The 17,864-nt window shown below is 36.0% G+C and carries 14 protein-coding genes and 1 other RNA gene; 5 read left to right on the forward strand and 10 right to left on the reverse strand.

Annotation, left to right across the window (positions count from 1 at the left end; all coding sequences use genetic code 11):
* Positions 1–9: 9 nt before the first annotated feature.
* From BMW42_RS12320 to BMW42_RS12330, 3 genes are all read right to left on the reverse strand, one after another.
* Entirely contained in the window at positions 10–3,606 is a 3,597-nt protein-coding gene (locus tag BMW42_RS12320; protein ID WP_092768210.1) for an AAA family ATPase, read from the reverse strand.
* 9 nt (positions 3,607–3,615) lie between these two features.
* Positions 3,616–4,869, reverse strand: a complete 1,254-nt coding sequence (locus tag BMW42_RS12325) for an exonuclease SbcCD subunit D (protein ID WP_092768278.1) — start codon at positions 4,867–4,869, stop codon at positions 3,616–3,618.
* Positions 4,870–4,964: 95 nt separating this feature from the next.
* Positions 4,965–6,098 (reverse strand): hypothetical protein, encoded by a 1,134-nt coding sequence (locus BMW42_RS12330; RefSeq protein ID WP_092768212.1) that lies wholly within the window; start codon positions 6,096–6,098, stop codon positions 4,965–4,967.
* 364 nt (positions 6,099–6,462) lie between these two features.
* Here BMW42_RS12330 and BMW42_RS12335 point away from each other — a divergent pair, with 364 nt between their 5' ends.
* Positions 6,463–6,915: an ABZJ_00895 family protein gene (locus BMW42_RS12335; RefSeq protein ID WP_092768214.1), complete on the forward strand. Its 453-nt coding sequence runs from the start codon at positions 6,463–6,465 to the stop codon at positions 6,913–6,915.
* Between the two features lie 64 nt (positions 6,916–6,979).
* Positions 6,980–7,891 carry a TIGR01777 family oxidoreductase gene (locus BMW42_RS12340; RefSeq protein WP_092768216.1) on the forward strand — a complete coding sequence of 304 codons (912 nt, stop codon included), beginning with the start codon at positions 6,980–6,982 and terminating at the stop codon, positions 7,889–7,891.
* Here BMW42_RS12340 and thiO read toward each other — a convergent pair.
* Complete coding sequence (gene thiO, locus BMW42_RS12345; RefSeq protein WP_092768218.1) at positions 7,888–8,994, reverse strand: glycine oxidase ThiO; 1,107 nt, start codon at positions 8,992–8,994, stop codon at positions 7,888–7,890. The two genes, BMW42_RS12340 and thiO, sit on opposite strands and share 4 nt — an antisense overlap.
* A gap of 200 nt (positions 8,995–9,194) precedes the next feature.
* Entirely contained in the window at positions 9,195–10,205 is a 1,011-nt protein-coding gene (gene hemB, locus BMW42_RS12350; RefSeq protein WP_092768220.1) for a porphobilinogen synthase, read from the reverse strand.
* A 108-nt stretch (positions 10,206–10,313) separates the two neighbouring features.
* Between hemB and BMW42_RS12355 the strand changes: the two genes are divergently transcribed.
* Entirely contained in the window at positions 10,314–10,811 is a 498-nt protein-coding gene (locus BMW42_RS12355) for a thioesterase family protein (RefSeq protein ID WP_035266285.1), read from the forward strand.
* A 52-nt stretch (positions 10,812–10,863) separates the two neighbouring features.
* Here BMW42_RS12355 and glpK read toward each other — a convergent pair whose 3' ends face one another.
* On the reverse strand, positions 10,864–12,348 hold the full coding sequence (gene glpK, locus BMW42_RS12360; protein ID WP_092768222.1) for a glycerol kinase GlpK: 1,485 nt from the start codon (positions 12,346–12,348) through the stop codon (positions 10,864–10,866).
* A 132-nt stretch (positions 12,349–12,480) separates the two neighbouring features.
* Between glpK and ssrA the strand changes: the two genes are divergently transcribed.
* Positions 12,481–12,841, forward strand: a transfer-messenger RNA (tmRNA) gene (gene ssrA, locus BMW42_RS12365).
* Positions 12,842–13,012: 171 nt separating this feature from the next.
* Positions 13,013–14,230, forward strand: a complete 1,218-nt coding sequence (locus BMW42_RS12370; protein ID WP_171260727.1) for a tyrosine-type recombinase/integrase — start codon at positions 13,013–13,015, stop codon at positions 14,228–14,230.
* Positions 14,231–14,288: 58 nt separating this feature from the next.
* Here BMW42_RS12370 and BMW42_RS12375 read toward each other — a convergent pair whose 3' ends face one another.
* From BMW42_RS12375 to BMW42_RS12390, 4 genes are read right to left on the reverse strand one after another with little or no spacing between them, the layout of a single operon-like run.
* Positions 14,289–14,969 carry a hypothetical protein gene (locus BMW42_RS12375; RefSeq protein WP_092768226.1) on the reverse strand — a complete coding sequence of 227 codons (681 nt, stop codon included), beginning with the start codon at positions 14,967–14,969 and terminating at the stop codon, positions 14,289–14,291.
* The gene (locus BMW42_RS12380) at positions 14,962–15,876 is read right to left on the reverse strand and encodes a hypothetical protein (RefSeq protein ID WP_092768228.1); all 915 of its coding nucleotides are present in this window, start codon (positions 15,874–15,876) and stop codon (positions 14,962–14,964) included. Before BMW42_RS12380 ends, BMW42_RS12375 begins: the two co-directional genes overlap by 8 nt.
* A 3-nt stretch (positions 15,877–15,879) precedes the next feature.
* On the reverse strand, positions 15,880–16,551 hold the full coding sequence (gene tmk / locus BMW42_RS12385) for a dTMP kinase (RefSeq protein ID WP_092768230.1): 672 nt from the start codon (positions 16,549–16,551) through the stop codon (positions 15,880–15,882).
* A 4-nt stretch (positions 16,552–16,555) separates the two neighbouring features.
* Positions 16,556–17,221 (reverse strand): helix-turn-helix domain-containing protein, encoded by a 666-nt coding sequence (locus tag BMW42_RS12390; protein ID WP_092768232.1) that lies wholly within the window; start codon positions 17,219–17,221, stop codon positions 16,556–16,558.
* Between the last annotated feature and the right edge of the window lie 643 nt (positions 17,222–17,864).

Consider the following 17,864-nt stretch of genomic DNA (forward strand, 5'->3'; position numbering starts at 1 on the left):
CATTAACCATTAACCGACAATGTTGATGGTACTTGCGCCAGAGCCTAAAGGCTTGACTTGAATTTGTACAGGAATTCGCTCGTGCATTTCTTGAATGTGTGAAATCAGCACCACTTTACGACCTTGGCTTTGTAATTGGTCTAAGGCATTCATTACCATATGCAATGAGGATGCATCTAAAGTACCAAAACCTTCATCAATAAACAGTGACTCGATTTTCATTGAGCCAGAAGCCATATTGGCAATCGCTAAAGATAAAGCCAGGGCTGTTAAGAAGGATTCTCCGCCAGAAAGTGAGGAAACGGATCGTGTTTCTCCATCCATATCATGATCGACAATGGCAAGGCTGAGTGAGTTTTCTAAGCGTTTTAAGGTATAACGTTGCGAGAGCATACTCAGTTGCTGATTGGCGTATTCAATCAAAATATCCAAATTATACTGCTGAGCATAATCACGGAATTTTTTACCAGTCGCATCTCCCATTAAGCTCGATATTTTATTCCAACGATGTTCCTCTGTCTGGATTTTTTGGATTTGCTCTGCAAATTGCTGTTGCTTCGCCTGATTGCGTTGATGAACTTCGAGTTTTAGCTTCACGTCATCACGTTGTTCAGTGATTTTTTCTATTTGATGGCTAAGGGTCGATAAGTGTTCTTTAAGTGTTTCAAATTCAATTTCAGGCAAATGAACTAAATGCTGTTCGAGTTGCTCTTGCACGGTTTTCATTGCTGATTTTGCATCGGCAACAAGTTGTTCAGCCGTTTGCAAAGTGAGCTTGATATGCTGTTCTTGCTGATGGGAAATCTGTGAAAGTTGTTGAAGTTGGGCTTCGTCGAAGTCAGTGTGTTGACTAAGCCAATCTTGAATTTTGCTTTTTAAAGTCACGACCTGTGATTCAAGTTGACTGTATTGAGTTTTTAATTGGTTGAATGATATTTGGGTGGTGTCGAAGACTTGACGTATCTCATTAAAACGCTGGCGAGTTTCGTTAAATTGAGTATTTAAATTTTGACGATTCTGTTCAAATGTCGCTAACCATTCATGTGGTTTTTCCACATGACGATGTGTCATTTCATAAATTGCTTGAATCGCTATTTCGCTGTTTTGTTGACCATCACTTACTAATTTTTCGATTCGTGTTTCTGTTGTTTTAATTTTTTCCTGACTAAATTGAAGCGATTGAGTGACTTGCTCTAAATACTGAGCTTTTTTATTCAATACATTGTTCAAGTTATTGAACTGTTTGAGCGTGTTCAGACGATGTTGAAGCTTCACAAGTATGGCTTGAGCGCAGTTCAATGTGTTTTGAGCCCAATCTTGTTGTTGCTGTGGGTTAAGTAGACTCACAATATCCTGAATATTGCCTTCAGCTTGTTGTACTAAGGATAAATGCTGTGAGCGTTGTTGAATAAATTGTACAAGTTCATGGCGTATTCTCTGTGTCTGTTCCAATGTATTGAGCGAATCTTCAATTTGCTTTTGTGTTTGCTGAGTATCGGCAATTCGAGAAGTGATGGCTTGAGTTAATTGTGCATGATCAATTGAAAAGTCGACTGCGATATTTAAATGATTTAATTGCTGTTCAAGTTGAGCCTGAGCGTGTTGAAGTTGTGTTGTTACATTTTCAAGCTGTTTACGATTTGCTTCTAAAGCCGCGACATGTTGAGTATGTGTTTTTTGCACATGCTGCCAAATATTGAAAGCCTGCTGTTCTTTTTCAAGTTCTTGTCGTTCTTGCTGCTCTTGAAGTGTGATTAACTCCTTCGAAAGAGCCTCTTTATTTTCAACATAAGGGTGGTGTGTACTTCCACAAACTAAACAGGCTTCACCTTCAATTAAATTTGCTCTTAAATTTTCTATGTTCTCAGTATGTAATAGACGTTGTTGTTGCAACAAGAGTTGCAATTGTTCACGTAAATTTTTCTGCGTTTGGTATGCTTGTTCAGCGGTTTTTAATTGAGCTTGGCTGTCTTCAATGTGCTGTTTTAAGCTGTTTTGTGCGGTACTTAATTGGATATTTTCCGAATAGATACTTTGGAAACTACGCCATTGTGTTTCTAAAATATTGAGCTGATTCAGCTGATGCAGAAGTTGTTCACGGTTTTGACGCAACGATGAGATATTCTTATTTAAAGCTTCATCTTGTCCATACTGTTGAGTGAGTTGCTCAAGCTGTTGTTGTTTCAGTGTGACTTGTTCATGGGCTGTATGTACATCGCCATAATGCTGTTCAAACTGTGTGTAGCTTTGAATAAAGCGTTGTAATTGATTGAGATAAGCAGAGAGTCCATCATCTAAAGCCGTAAATTGTGCTGACTCATTCAGTTGAACTGTACACTGGGTAATGTTTTGCTTGAGTTGTTCAACTTCATGTTTCGCGTGTTGTTCATCATTTAATAAAGGCGGTTGTTGAGCCTGAAGTATTTTCAGTTCTTCTTTGCTTTGTATCAGTTGCTGACCTAAAACGCGTCGATCTGCAATGCGGCTGCGTACCACATCGATCTGTACTTGATGTTCAATTTCAATTTTTTGTTGTTGTTGAAGTTCATTATCGATTTTTTCAAAGGTGATTTTTTCTGCATTAAATTGCTGTTCAATCGCCGTGAATTGTTGTTCAGCGCGGTCAAGCTGAGGTTGCAACTGTGAAAGTTCAACAGTTAACGCGTTTTGATGATTGACGTCTGGTCGAATTGTTGCAAATGTTTCTAGCTGTTGGAGTTGATGTTTCTGTGCAGCTAGAGTTTCTAATTTTTGTTGTTGGACTTGTAAATATTGTTGACGTGTTTGTACATCTGCTTCGAGTTTTTGCTTTTGTTCAAACCATTGCTGTTGTTTTAAAAGGTGTTGTTTTTCAGCGTCTAATTTTTGTTGTTCTATCAAATAGGTTTGAAATTGTTGGTTGAGTGCTAAAACATCTTCATCGGACAATAGTTCAATATGTCCTAGCATATTTTCAAGCTCTTTTCGTTGATTGGCGATTAGTTTGGTTTTTTCATACGCCAATTGACCAATTTTTCCAAAAATACTTGAGTTTGTTAAATATTCTAAAAGTTCACCACGCTCATTATCTCGTGCTTTTAAGAAAGCGGTAACTTCTGACTGTGCCAGTAAAACTGCACGAGTAAATTGTTCAAAGCTCAGTTGTGTAATTCTTTTAATCCTGTCGTCAACTGCTTTGGTTTTATCAGCGACAACGTTGCCATCGGTTAAGCTTTTTAACGAGCGTTGAACAGTTTGTAATTTACCATTTGGATTTTCACGCGCACGCTTAATTTCCCAGCGTGCTAAATATACTTTCTGATCTTGTGCGATAAATTTAAGTTCTGCAAAACCATGACCCGTACCACGTCTTAAAATCGTTTGAGGTGAGTTGGTTAAAAGCTCTGAGCCATCAACATCAATCAGTTTGCCATCGCTATCTTTTAAGCGAGGAACACGATTAAACAGTGCCAAACACATAGCATCTAAAATGGTAGATTTCCCTGCACCTGTTCTGCCAACGATTGCCACTAAGCCCGCGCTGGCTAAAGGCTCACTTTCAAAATCAATAAAATGTTCACCAGCTAAAGATGCCAAGTTTTTCATATGAATCGATAAAATTTTCATGGCATATCCTTAAGCGCTGAGGTCATCTTCAAGTGATTTTTGAGCTTCATCGACCAAGCTTAAAAAATCTTTAAACACGGTATCATCTGAGTGATACCCTTGTTTATCCCATATTTGTTGAAAGAGCTTTTCCGGAGTAGGTGGTTCTAGGCTGATTTTATTTTGAGGATCATGATCACCTTGTTGATTTAAATATTTACGTGAAATGCGGACTAAACGATAACGATGAGGGGGTAAAGCATCTTCAAATTGTTGGCGTAAATTAGGCTGAGGTGGCGTTTGAGTATGATATTCAATATCGACATATTCACGTTGATTAATGGCTTCAATTTCACCAGATGGCAATGCTTTTAATTGTTCAAACACATGTTGTAATTCACCTGATATTTTATGAAGTTGTACACTACGTGGTATTTCTAAAGCTTGAAATTTAAAACGATTTTCATCGCTAGAATTTGGGTTGATTTCAACTTCAACCACTTGATGTTTGTAGCGAATTTCACTAAAAGATAATGGAATAGGTGAGCCACTATAACGAATATGGGGTTGTCCTACTTTTTGTGGTTTATGTAAATGACCTAAAGCCACGTAATCGATCACATCATCATATAAAGACGTTGAAAGTGCTTCTTCATTGCCAATGATAATGGGACGTTCAGAATCAGAAGTTTCTCCACCTTGCATATGGGCATGTGACATTAAAATAAGGGCTTGATTGGGTTGTTTACGCGCTTTAGCTTCCGCAATAAGTTTTTGATGCAAATAGGCAATCGCATTTTGACTATTGGTTGTTTGGTCATTGAATCCAGTAATTTCTGCTGAACGTAAAAAGGGTAAGGTCAAGCACCAAGCAACAATGTTTTTGTCTTCGTTATAAATCGGCTGTAATAAACGCTCAATATTGAGGGTTTTATCTTCATTCCAAGCAATGACCCCCACAGCTTTGGCATTATATTTTTCTAATAAAGGCTCAACTTGTTCAACGCGATAGCCTGAATCATGATTACCCGCAATCATCAGTGTTTGCATGTGCGGTGCGATTGCATGTGCATCTGTTAAAAATTGATATAACTGTTTTTGAGCGGAAGAAGCAGGGTTAATGACATCAAAAATATCACCAGCGATCAGAAGGGCATGCGGTTGTTTTTGTTTGATTTGTTCGAGTAACCACGTTAAAAATTGCGTGTGTTCATAATCGCGATCATGATTGTGAAAGAATTGCCCCAAATGCCAATCTGAAGTATGAAAAAAACGCACTGCCATTACCGAACCCCAAAACATCTCAATTGTCATCTTATCCAATATCGGACTTTAAAACATCGAAATTTTTAACATCTCTATAAGACAGCTTTTAATCGCTATTTTTTATTCGATTTACTCTTTTTTCGTCTTTTTCTCTTGTTTCTATTTTTGATTCTCGAGTTGATCGAGATTTGCTTATGAGGCGAGGATACATGCTGTTTAGCTGCTGTTGACGAATGATCTATTTTATAATTAAAAAAAGATTGGATGACTAAGGGTACCAATAGAATGCTTAGCCAAATACTCATATTGATGGGAATTATTTGATAGATATAATTTAAAGAATAGACTGAAACCGTAAAAATGAGTGCAAACCAAGCTTCTGTTTTAGAAATTTGATCTTCTGAAAAACGTTTGATATGGATCAGCGTATTTTGTTTGACATCTGAAAAATAAGAACGCGTGTATTTATTGGGAAAATAGCTGAGAAGCAGCATTAAGTTTTGAAAAAGATATAAAGACGATAAACCGAGTAAAAAATATCGAAATAATAAAATTAAACGCTCAACCCAACGATGCTCAGATGTAATATCGCCCTGTGAATAAAGTTCTATAATTTGATCAATAGACAAAATTAAAATTGAACAACAAGTAAAGAAACTCAGTAGAAAACGGCTTAAATGATGATGCTTAATTTCAAAAAAGGCATGTAAAATCGAATAGAGTAAAAATATTAACAAGATTATTGTGATGAATGTCGATAATACTGTATCAACACCAAGCATCTGTTTTTCGAAAAACCAATAGCAAATTCCAAGTGCGAATAAAAAACTAAGCCCTTCACCAAAAGGTGTGGTTAAACTCTGATGATGCTCTAGAGAAAAAACTATTAAGTAAGCACCAAGATAGAAATAGACCCAAATTATTAATGGATTCGAGCTATTACTCTGTATAGAAATAAATGAAAGTGCACTCAAAAATAGGCTTAAAATTGAATAAATTAAGATTTTTTCTTTGTTTCTAATGATTTGATAACTTTGATAAAAAACACCACAGAGTAAACTGATGATTGTAAGCGGTATGTGAAATTGATGATTAATAAATGCTTTAATAAAAACAAAGCAATAGCAAACTAATACGATACTGATAAGAAAGCGAGTGAATGGATAATTCAATACATCCCAAAAGTCTGATTTAAAATTTAGACGTTTTTTTAGACTAATTTTATGTTTAATTTTTTCTTTATACATTGGGACTAGGATTTATTCTGATTGTTATCTCATCTTTATGAATAAAAGTATATTTAGAAAATTTATTAAGTTCAAAAATAAAGCCGACGATTCGAGTGATGTGAAATCGTCGGCCAAAATACTTCAGTCATTCAAATTTAGGCTGCTAAACTAAATTTTCTGCAAGAAGCATGATTTATAGGTCTCATTGGGGTATAAGGTCACCGTGTATCATTGCGGATGCCGGTGCAATGACTACGCGGTTGCTACTGACCTTGTACCTTATATAACGCATAAGGTTGTGATTCGGTTGACAAGAAAATTAAAAATATCTGATTTATTTTCGGTTATGCTTTGTGACAGGAATTTATTGCGTCTGAGAGTTATGGTTTCTTTAAGAAAATATTTTTTATGGTTCTTTTTTCTTTGCTTAGGATTAACGCTGGTTGCAGGTATATTAGCAGCGTTATTGCCTTCAGCAATTGCAGGAATAGTCACTGCGCTTCCATATTTAATAGCGATGATTGTTGTTTTATATAGATTTATTGATCAACAACAACGTGCACCTTCGGATCAAGAACGTAAAAAATTCACATTAGGTTTTACATTGATCTTTTGGGGCTATAACTTTCTTGGTGTTTTTTTAAGTATTTTATTTTTTTCGAGAAAAGACCCTGAAATTTGGCAGAACTTTTTACTCTATGTTCAAAATTCCAGTTTCTTAAGTCTCAGTGCAATTATGATTTTGATGCTGGCGATACCATTATATTTAATTACCTTTTGGTTTTATGGTCCACAAGCGAAGCGCATGGCGAATAAATTGGTGGTAAATAAGTAATCATGAATTGAGCTCAAAGGCATCTTTCACCATGATAGAGAGATCAGATCATAAGAGTATTTCTATGTATCATCCTTGCGTTTTGGTTACTGGTGCAACAGGTTTTATTGGGTCTTATTTGGTTGCATATTTGCTAGATCAAGATTATCAAGTGATTGGTTTAAGCCGACAGTCCAATCCAAAAATGAAGCATCCACGTTTGACATGGGTTCAATCTTTAGATGATATCCAACACGCTCAAATTGACTATGTTATTAACTTAGCGGGTGAAAGTATTGGTGATGGTCGCTGGACGCAAAGGCGAAAACAAAAACTCATCGACAGCCGAGTGAATACGACCGATGCATTATTACATTATCTGCTGACCCATCAGCAACATCCCAAGCGAATTATTTCTGGTTCTGCTGTAGGATATTATGGTATTGATCCTGATCAAGAATGGTCAGAAAAAAACAATGAGCAGGGATCATCTCAACCGATCTTTATGTCCGAACTTTGCCAAGAGTGGGAGAGGTCGGCTCTCCAACACAAAAATCAGTTTGATATTAAGGTCATTCGTTTAGGCGTGGTGTTTGGGCATGGCGGAGGAATTTTACAACAATTACTCTTACCGATTCGATTTAATCTGGTAGGTAAAATTGGTTCAGGTCAGCAGCCCTTAGCATGGATTCATATTCAGGACGTGATTCAGGCGATTGAATTTCTGATGTTGAATGACACTCCAAAAGAAGTTTTTAATTTCGTTGCTCCTGAACAAACGAATCAGGTGTATTTTGTTCGCACCGCAGCAAAAATTTTAAACAAGAAACCGCTTTTAAGTCTGCCTGATTCATTGTTTAAAATCATGTTAGGTGAGCAGTCTCAATTGGTTTTAAATGGACAATACGTTATACCAGAAGCACTTATTCAAGCAGGTTATACATTTCAGTATCCAGAACTCAAAATGGCGTTGGAGCAACTACTTCCATCACATTAAACTTGAAACTTCAAAGATGGGTCATAGGGTCTAGGATCAACGAGGGTGGTCTGATTCAGCATGAGTTGTCGTAGTAACTGCGCTGCAGCTGGCCCCATGCATAAACCATTTCTAAAATGACCAAAATTCGCCCATAAGTTTTTCATTTCAGGCATTAAACCGATATATGGAATTCCATCAGGTGAGCTAGGTCTCAAGCCTGCCCATTGTTGCACAATCGGGAAATTTTTAAGTTCAGGTATGAGTTGAATGCATGCTTGGTAAATGGATTGTTGTGTTTTCAAATTTGGGCGATGTTCAAAACCTAATTCCGCCATACTGGAACCACAGACGATATGGCCATCTCGACGTGGAATCATATACATGACATTGTACATACACATCGTGGGTAGCCAGTTTTCAGGGGTTTTGAATAGGATCATCTGCCCCTGAACAGGTTGAACAGGGATATTGAAATCGAGTTGTGATGACCAATGTGCCGACCAAGCTCCAGTAGCGATAACATACTGATCAGCTTTAATTTGATGTTGATCATGCAGAACAATGGATTGCACTTGCTGATTTTGAATCAGTAATTTTTCTACCCACTTATGCTCGATAATCTTTACTTTTGAATGTGATTTAAGATAAGTCAGAATAGACTTTAAAAGACGAGGATTACGAACATTAGACAATTGTGGAAAATGCAAAGCCTGCTTGAAAGTATTAGAAACTCGTGGATTCAGATTTCTTAATTGAGTCTCGTCGAGTAAATCGCAATGCTGCATCGGCTCGTTATATTGCGCCTTATAACTGAGTCCAATCTCAAAATCATCTTCATCAAAAATTAACATGCCTGAATCGTGAATTTCGAAATCAATGCCACTCAATGGTTGAATTTTTTGATTCCAATATTGATATAACGATTTACCAAGTTGTGCCAATTGATTGACTGCTTTGGGATAACGCCAAGGATACATAGGTGACAAAATACCACCACCTGCCCAAGATGCAGCTTTAGCTGCTTGTTTTTGATCAATGAGGGTAATTTCACAACCTTGTTCGAGTAATTCAAGCGCTGTTAGTAAGCCGCTAATTCCACATCCAATAATGGCAACGTGCATTTTTATCCACCTTCAAAATGACGGTGTGTATTAGACCATATTCAAGCTCTAATCGTGCAAATAATCTCAATGATGTAAAGAGATCGATGAGATGTAAGATGTTAAATGAGTAAGTTAAAAGTTGGGTCTTGAATACAATGATGATGATTTTAGTAGAAAAAAAGCGCTTTATGGAAAAGCGCTTTTGATTCAATAGTGTATTATATATCTTTAAGCATTTTTGCAGCATCTTCAGCAAAATAGGTCCAAATTCCATCTGCACCAGCACGACGACAGCTCATCAGTGATTCTAAAATCACACTTTCAGAAAGCCAGCCGTTTTGGATTGCTGCTGCCAACATGGCATATTCACCACTCACTTGATAAACAAATGTTGGAATGCCAAATGTGTCTTTAACTTCACGTACAATATCTAGATATGGCATCCCTGGTTTTACGATCACCATGTCTGCACCTTCTTGAATATCTAGTGCAATTTCGTGAAGAGCTTCAGCTCGGTTTCCTACATCCATTTGGTAGTTATACTTATTACCACCTTTTAAATTAGATGCTGAACCCACGGCATCACGGAAAGGACCATAGAAGCTTGATGCATATTTGGCAGAATAAGCCATGATATTGGTATAAATATGACCATTTGCTTCAAATGCTTGACGAATCGCAGCAATACGACCATCCATCATATCACTCGGTGCGAAAACATCGGCTCCTGCTTCTGCATGGCTTAAACCTTGTTTAATCAGACACTCAACAGTTTCATCATTCAGGACATAACCTGTTTCATCGATGATGCCATCCTGACCGTGTGTTGTATAAGGGTCTAAAGCGCCATCAGTGATGAGTACCATTTCTGGTAATTCTTTTTTTAGAAGACGGACAGTGCTTTGAACTAAACCATCATCTCTCCATGCTGCTTCAGCAGTTAAACTTTTGTCTTCTTGTGGGGTAACTGGGAATAAAGCTAATTTAGATACACCTAATTCTAAAAGTTTTTCAGCTTTGTTTAACAACAAATCAGCTGAAAGACGGTGAATATTTGGCATACTAGGTATTTCTTGGGTTTGATTTTGACCTGGTAGAACAAATACCGGATAAATGAGATGTTCAGCAGAAAGATGTGTTTCTCTCACCATCGCTCTGAGTTTGTCATTTTTTCGAATACGGCGCATGCGTGTTGCAGGAAAAGCAGGGCGATTAAACGTATAAGTCATCACAATCTCGATGTTTGGTATTTTACTTGGGTCTAATTGTAGCCCCCTTAAGGCGGTTTTTGGGAAAATGCTGATGGTTTTTTCTCATGATGTTAATTTGAGTTTTGTATGAACGATTCCCAAAAAAAATGGATGGGTAACCTCCATTTAGGTGCTAAACCAGATCTTGAAGTGGTATTAAATCAACTCACTCAAGTATTTAATACCTCTCCTTATTTCGCTTATAACGAAATGCAAATGCGTGTCGTAGAAGGTGAAATCCAAGGCTATATTGAGATGAAACCTAATCTCATTGGTAATATTTCTTTCCAAATTTTGCATGGCGGTGTAGCGGCAACATTACTTGATAGTATCGGCGGGATTGTTGCAATGGGCGAGCTTTACAAGCGTGCAGAGCCTGATATGTTGCCTGAAACTTTAAAGAAAGTTTCACGTTTAGCAACAGTGGATATGCGAGTGGATTATTTATCACCAGGGCGCGGAAAGTATTTTATTGCCACTGCTGAAGTACTACGCATGGGTCGCAAAGGTTGTACGATGCGCATGAATATGGTGAATGATGAAGGTAAAGCAATTGCAACAGGTATTGCTTCATACGCATATTGAAAAATCCATGTATCTCTTATAAAAAAACCGCCCTTGTAGGCGGTTTTTTATACTAAACATCTGATCTTGAACGTTTTAACGCACTATTCCATTGATGTAAATGAAATTGACGTTGATCTTCAGACATTGTTGGCTCAAAGGCTTTTTCCAATTTCCATGATGCCGCAATATCAGACGGATTTTTAAATACACCTGCAGTTAAACCTGCCATTGCCGCAGCTCCCCAAGCCGTTGACTCCAAAAGTTGCGGTCTTAATACAGGAACATTCAGTAAGTCGGCTTGAAACTGCATCAACATATCATTTTGACTCGCACCACCATCTACACGTAATTCTTTTAAAGGGTTTCGAATATCAGATTGCATGGCATTCAAAACGTCAGCGACTTGAAATGCGATTGATTCGAGAGCTGCTCGCGCAATATGTGCTTTATTTGTCCCTCTAGACATACCGCATAATAATGCGCGGGCATCCGTATCCCAATGAGGTGCTCCTAAGCCTGTAAAGGCAGGAACAAGTACGACACCATCGGTATTGTTAACTTGACACGCCAATTGTTCAACTTCTTGGCTACTTTGAATAATTCCTAGTCCATCACGTAACCATTGCACAATCGCACCAGCCATAAAAACACTACCTTCAAGCGCATACGAGGTGTGTTCTTTGCATTGCCAAGCTAAAGTGGAGAGAAGCTGATTCTGACTCAGTTGAATTTGATCACCTGTATTGAATAACATAAAGCAGCCAGTACCATAGGTATTTTTAGCTGAGCCTACGTCAAAACATGATTGACCAAATAAGGCTGATTGTTGATCACCTAGAATCCCTGTAATTGGAATTTCTGCACCTAAGAGACCTTTTGCTGTATTGGCAATATGGCAATCAGAAGCCACGATTTTGGGTAGTATTGCTTTTGGGATATTAAATAGTGCGAGTAATTCGTCATCCCATTGCTGGGTATGCAGATTCATTAACATGGTTCTTGAAGCATTCGAGACTTCAATCACGTGTTCAGCACCTTGAGTGAGATTCCAAACTAGCCAGCTATCAATGGTTCCAAAAGCCACTTCGCCTTGTTCCGCACGAGCTCTTAAACCATGAATATTTTCAAGTAACCACACTAATTTTCCAGCACTGAAATAAGGATCAATGCGGAGTCCTGTGGTGTAATTTATCTTGTTTTGTAAGTTTTGTTGAATGAGGGAATAACACCAATCACTTGCTCTGCGATCTTGCCAAATGATCGCAGGGGCTAGAGGCTCACCGGTTTTTTTATCCCAAATCACTGTCGTTTCGCGTTGATTGGTTAGGCCTAAAGCTTTGATATCTTTAGGCAGTAATCGCGCATCAGCAATTGCTTGCTGTACCACTGCGATTTGTGAGCTCCAAATCTCTTGTGCATTTTGCTCTACCCAGCCTGACTTTGGGGTTCGTATTTTAGTTTCTCTTTGAGCTGTTGCATGAACGTTTCCATGTTCATCAAAAATGATCGCACGACTTGACGTCGTCCCTTGATCCAGTGCAAGTAAATAACTCATAAAATATGCAATTTTGAACTTGAAAAAAGGGATTTTATCTCAATTATTGAACTAAGCGCATGTGTATGTTTAATTGTTGTGAAATTAGAGGTCGTATTTTCGAACTTTTATGCTATGATTGCGTCGTACTTTGGGGATGTTCCTGGCTTCGACGCTGGTGATGAAACTCATAGATGCATGCCGAGAGCGCATTTTCTCTCGTAAATAAAATTTGCATTTTAAATAGTCGCAAACGACGAATCTTACGCTCTAGCTGCCTAAGGGCAGCTTGTCCGCATCTCTGAATACTTGTGGTTAGAGATCCCGACTGAAGCGCACGCACACAAGTCCGTATAACATCAAGCCTTGGGGTGTTGTACTAAACTTAAAGGATCGCTCTCTTAACCCTGTTCGTCGGGTCTTTGAGGGTTAAAGCAATAGACGATATCTAAGCATGTAGTAATCTCGAGTGTAGTGCTTGCGGACGCGGGTTCGACTCCCGCCATCTCCACCAAAATTCAATTTCATATGATCTCATATGACATCTAAAGGTATGAAAATTAAAAATTTTCATACCTTTTTTTGTTTCTTATAGTGTCTTACGCTTTCATACAGTCTCATGCGTTGTGTTGGTATAATTGTTGGTATAAAACTATTTCCAAGTTAATTATTGGAATATATAAAAGTGTTAAAAGCTCAACAAATTAAAGATGCCAAGCACTCAGGATTAGGCAAAGCTCCACTCAAGTTGAGTGATGGAAATGGTCTTCAACTTCATGTTTTTGCCAACGGAAGAAAAACATGGATCTATTCTTATCGTTATAACGGGAAACAAAAAAATATTACTTTGGGTAAGTATCCTCAAGTCACTGCCATTGTTGCTCGAAGTAACGCAGCTAATTTAAAAAAGCAATTAGAGGAGAATCCTGATCAAGATCCTTCGATAGGCAGTACAAAGAATAAGAAAGTAGAGTTAGATAATTCTAAGTTATTCAGAAATGTTGCTGAAAAGTGGTTCTTGTTTAAAAAGGACTCTCATGCTTCTACGACATATAACAGAAACTTAGGAGCAATTAGAAAGCATATTTTTCCAATTTTAGGCGATAAATCAATTGATGATATTACTCAAGATGAAATTTTAGATATAGCGAGCAAAATGCAAGCTAACGGTACTATCGAGATGGCTAAAAGAGTAGTTCGTTTGGTTGGTCAAATATATAAATTTGCACGAAGAAAATTAAAGTTGACTAAAAATAATCCAACTGTTGGTTTGGTCGAAGATTTAGATGATCATAAGGTTAAACACATGCCTAGAATATCAATTCTTGAATTACCCCAGTTGATTAAAGATATACAGTGTTATCAAGGTGACTATACATCAGTTTCAGCAATCAAAATGATGATGTTATGCTTTGTTCGAACAGGTGAGCTTAGAGGAATGGAATGGCAAGAGATAGATTGGGAAAATAAATTATGGAGAATTCCAGCAGCGAGAATGAAAGGTAGAAAACCTCACTTAGTGCCTTTATCAGAGGAAGCATTACAAATTTTAAATAACTTAAAATTAATCAATTCTCAAAGTAAGTTTGTATTTTATAGTGCAAGATCGAAAGATAAGACTATAAGTAATAATACGATTCTTGGGGCATTAAAAAGAATGGGTTACTCAGGCAAGATGACAGGACATGGTTTTAGAGGTTTAGCATCTACTTTCTTACATGAGCAGGGTTATTTATCAGATGCTATTGAAAGGCAACTTGCTCATGTAAAAAAAGATAGAGTTTCATCTGCATATGATCACTCTGTTCATCTTGAGGCAAGAAAAGAAATGATGAAATTTTGGAGTGATTACCTAGTCTCCAAGGGGTTTGTAATTAAATCAATTATACTAGCTCAAACTTGAGCAGACAGTTCACCATTTTTCATTGTGTCAGTCAGATTAAAGTTGAGTTTGTACAAGCCTAATCTAATTTATATAAGGTATGAGCTAAATTGAGCTCATTTATCACCTCTTGAATAATTTCTTTCCATTCATTTATGGGAAATTTAACCTTTTCTCTAACAATTTGATCCTCTAAAGTTAAGATACTTAACATATGAGGATCATCCTCTGCAAAATCATAAGTAGAGACTAGCGTACAGACTAATTCAGAATGATCAACATTAGACTCATGAAATACCCTCCGATCAATTTTATAAATTTCTTTACTCTTTATTAAATTACTTTCACTTAATATTGGCAAAAAGAACTTTCCAGTAGGAGCAAGTATTGAGCAATTTTCTTTGTATTCAACTTTATATAATTGATGTTTATCAACACAATCTAAACTAGTATGAGGTATTAATTTATAGTATAAATTTTTTATCTCACCGCAAACAACATAACTATTTAAAGAAAAAATATGATCATGTATTTTTTCTTTTTGCTCAGAATTATGTCTATAATTTTTTGGCCAAATATGTAGACGTAAAGTTCCATTATCATTTTTATAGAGTTGGCAATGAATAAAACCAAGAGCATGCCAACTAGGTGTGAAAGAGTGTGAATTTTCTAATATTAAATTTAATATTTCCTCAATATTTAAAGATGGGTGGAGTCCATTGACCAAATCCCAATATATTTGTTCAAATTTATCAAGCATATGGGTTTTTCCTGTCATTGCAAATTTTTGCTATTTTTTCTAGATCCTCATCTATTAGAGATGGATCGAATAAATCAACTTCGTTCAGAATATTCTTAATATCATCTTTTTTTAGATTACCTAATTCATAGGTATTATTCACTAGCGGCTTAACAGTTTTGCTCTGTTTCTCAATAGTTAATATTTCTGCTTTATAAGATTCATAATAATAACTAGTTGAGCTGCATTTAATTGCTGGTGCTTTTCTATCTTCTTTAGTCACAATGACATATCGATCCGACAAATCCAAACGAAAAGTTGAAAATATTGGAGCTAGACTTAACTTAATGCTCAATAAATTATTTTTTATTTGCAAAATTAATGTTGTGACGATCGTTGCAAACAATTCATTTTGAACTTTTTTAGGAGTCCACTGTTCAGATTCTAATTTTGCAGAAGCTGTACTAGATCGATAATGAGCATGAGCTGTACAAAGTTTAATATCTTGTGGATCTAGAATTATTACTTTGATTTCTCTAGTATGACTATCCGTTCTTGCTCGTCTTACCATTTCTGGTAATGTTTTAGTTCTAAAATAACGACCACATCCACCCGTATACCACCATTTTTTTGTAGTTGGAAATGCTTCATCAAATAATTCACTAAGCTGCCTAGCTTCTGCTATTTCAATTTCAGGATTCGACTTTATCTCAGGAGTAAAATAATAAATAAATAATCCTATGAAAATTGTTGAAATTAACGAAAATGAAATCCCATTACATAAGTCAGTCAGGAATTTTTTCCAAGCAGAGTTTGTAACGTTCTCAGGGATTACTAAATAACTTATTAAAATTAAAACAATAATACTTAATGAGGTGCAGGCTAAAAATACTTTTCTAGTATATTTAGCTCTCAAAACTTCTTGCATATTTTATGCCTTAAATTTAATTTTATTTATTAATTCATTATGAATTTCATTAATACTTCGGATATTTTCATTCTGTACACAGTTTATTCTTTTCCAAGATCTTTTTTCACATAAATCTTGATAAACGTCATATACATTTTCTAAATACTGATAAGAGGATTCATGAATATCTTCTTTATCTGTTGTATAAGATCTAGCTTTTTTCTTCAGCACTAAATTTTTTGAGATATTAAGAGGTACATCTAAAAAAAATGTTAAATCTGGTCTAGGTACACCAAAGACATCATACTCTAATTTTTCTAACCAATTAGCTAAATCTTGTCGCTCGTCATGTTTTAGCTTTGCACATTGATGAGCTATATTTGAATCAACATATCTATCACAAATTACAATATAACCACTATCTAAATCTTTATTAATCAGATTTTTCTTCTCAAAACGATCACCAGCAAATAGAATAGACGCTAATTTGGGATTAACTTGTTCTAGTGACCCAAATTCACCTCTAAGAAATGCACCAACTTCTTTACCAAAAAAGGTTTCTTCATAACAAGGAAAACTATATATTTTAGTAGGAATAGAATGATTATTTAGAGCTTCTAGTAGTAGTTGAGTTTGCGTACCCTTACCACTACCATCAATTCCTTCAATAGTTATTAAAATACCTTTTTTCATAAAATCACCAATTTTTTAAAATGTTTGTGTAAAAAGAATCATCTACACCTAAATTATTAAGAACTCTAGATATTTCCTCTTTTCTCATTTCAGGTGGTAGGTAAATAAGATCATTTAACTGGTTCTCAATTGCAAAAATAACAAGATATGACTTTTCAATTACACTTTTCAAATCGCCTTGGCCTTCTTCTTGCTGATTATTAAATTTTAAAATTGGTTTAAGGTTTTCAGCATCATGACCAGCAAGAAATATTAAACTTCCATTTTCTTTATCTATTTGCTTATATGGAAATCCATTAGCTTCGATTAATGAAAAAACCACGGATATAAAATCTTCAGAATCAAGCTGTTGTAACTCTTTAAATGTGGAGTATTTTCCACTTAAAATTATCTTTTTCAAGATATCTTTATTATGTTGACTGTCCAATTTATATTCCTTCTGGTGACCTAATATTGAATATACTTCTTTAGGGGAATTATTTATCATATTAAGTAAAGTTAGCGCTGAACCATGTGGTACGCGATTACCGCGTTCCCAATGTCTTAAAGTATTTAGGTTTAAACCAAAAGTAAGACAAAACTCTTTTTGAGACATTCGAGTCTTATTTCTGATTTTTTTTACATCTACTAAGTTCAATTCTGTAGAATTTGATTCGTTAAAATCTTTCATGCTACAAATTTTCCTATTGCTGTTCTTATTAGTGTAATCCAATGGATTACTATGGGCAAATAAAAATAAGAAAATGTGAGAAACTAATTTATAAAGAAGAAAGGCTACATCCTAAATGGATGTAGCCTTAAAAGATTTGATAATGCACTTTCTTGTGCAAATTTTTACACCTTATTTGGTTGCTCAATTTTTTCATGCTGACTTAAGCCATATTCCACTTCAAATTTCTAAATCGGGGATTTAGTTTTTTCTCGCCTAAGATGGAAGAGCGAGACACTTATATTTTTCATGTCCGTGTGAACATTAGCTAGATTAAAAAGAACCTAGCAACTCCGTATAAGCAATATTTCTTCAGTGACCAAACTTTAGAATACTCATACTTCATCAATCATGGTCTAGTTTGAGCGACCAAGCTCAAACATAGGAATACGACCAAGTATTCCCTTAACCTTCCTCTAACATATTGCCGAACATATTTTCATATGTGCCGACTCAAGCTTTCGCAGTGAGCAATCTGATCAATCAGACTGTTTTAGGATTCGCTTTAAGCTAGCTATCTCACTTAATACAAATCTTTCTTTGAAGATCTGTATCACAATTTCCACAAGTAAAACCTGCTTTATATGCGCTACTTGCCATCGCT

The organism is Acinetobacter sp. DSM 11652, assembly GCF_900109815.1.
Taxonomy (GTDB): domain Bacteria; phylum Pseudomonadota; class Gammaproteobacteria; order Pseudomonadales; family Moraxellaceae; genus Acinetobacter.

Excerpts from the sequence above, each read along its gene's own strand:
- BMW42_RS12390 (WP_092768232.1), bottom strand. The coding sequence starts at position 17,221 with ATGAAAGATTTTAACGAATCAAATTCTACAGAATTGAACTTAGTAGAT.
- BMW42_RS12355 (WP_035266285.1), top strand. The coding sequence starts at position 10,314 with ATGAACGATTCCCAAAAAAAATGGATGGGTAACCTCCATTTAGGTGCT.
- BMW42_RS12380 (WP_092768228.1), bottom strand. The coding sequence starts at position 15,876 with ATGCAAGAAGTTTTGAGAGCTAAATATACTAGAAAAGTATTTTTAGCC.
- BMW42_RS12320 (WP_092768210.1), bottom strand. The coding sequence starts at position 3,606 with ATGAAAATTTTATCGATTCATATGAAAAACTTGGCATCTTTAGCTGGT.
- thiO (WP_092768218.1), bottom strand. The coding sequence starts at position 8,994 with ATGCACGTTGCCATTATTGGATGTGGAATTAGCGGCTTACTAACAGCG.
- tmk (WP_092768230.1), bottom strand. The coding sequence starts at position 16,551 with ATGAAAAAAGGTATTTTAATAACTATTGAAGGAATTGATGGTAGTGGT.
- glpK (WP_092768222.1), bottom strand. The coding sequence starts at position 12,348 with ATGAGTTATTTACTTGCACTGGATCAAGGGACGACGTCAAGTCGTGCG.
- hemB (WP_092768220.1), bottom strand. The coding sequence starts at position 10,205 with ATGACTTATACGTTTAATCGCCCTGCTTTTCCTGCAACACGCATGCGC.
- BMW42_RS12340 (WP_092768216.1), top strand. The coding sequence starts at position 6,980 with ATGTATCATCCTTGCGTTTTGGTTACTGGTGCAACAGGTTTTATTGGG.
- BMW42_RS12375 (WP_092768226.1), bottom strand. The coding sequence starts at position 14,969 with ATGCTTGATAAATTTGAACAAATATATTGGGATTTGGTCAATGGACTC.
- BMW42_RS12325 (WP_092768278.1), bottom strand. The coding sequence starts at position 4,869 with ATGGCAGTGCGTTTTTTTCATACTTCAGATTGGCATTTGGGGCAATTC.
- BMW42_RS12335 (WP_092768214.1), top strand. The coding sequence starts at position 6,463 with ATGGTTTCTTTAAGAAAATATTTTTTATGGTTCTTTTTTCTTTGCTTA.
- BMW42_RS12330 (WP_092768212.1), bottom strand. The coding sequence starts at position 6,098 with ATGTATAAAGAAAAAATTAAACATAAAATTAGTCTAAAAAAACGTCTA.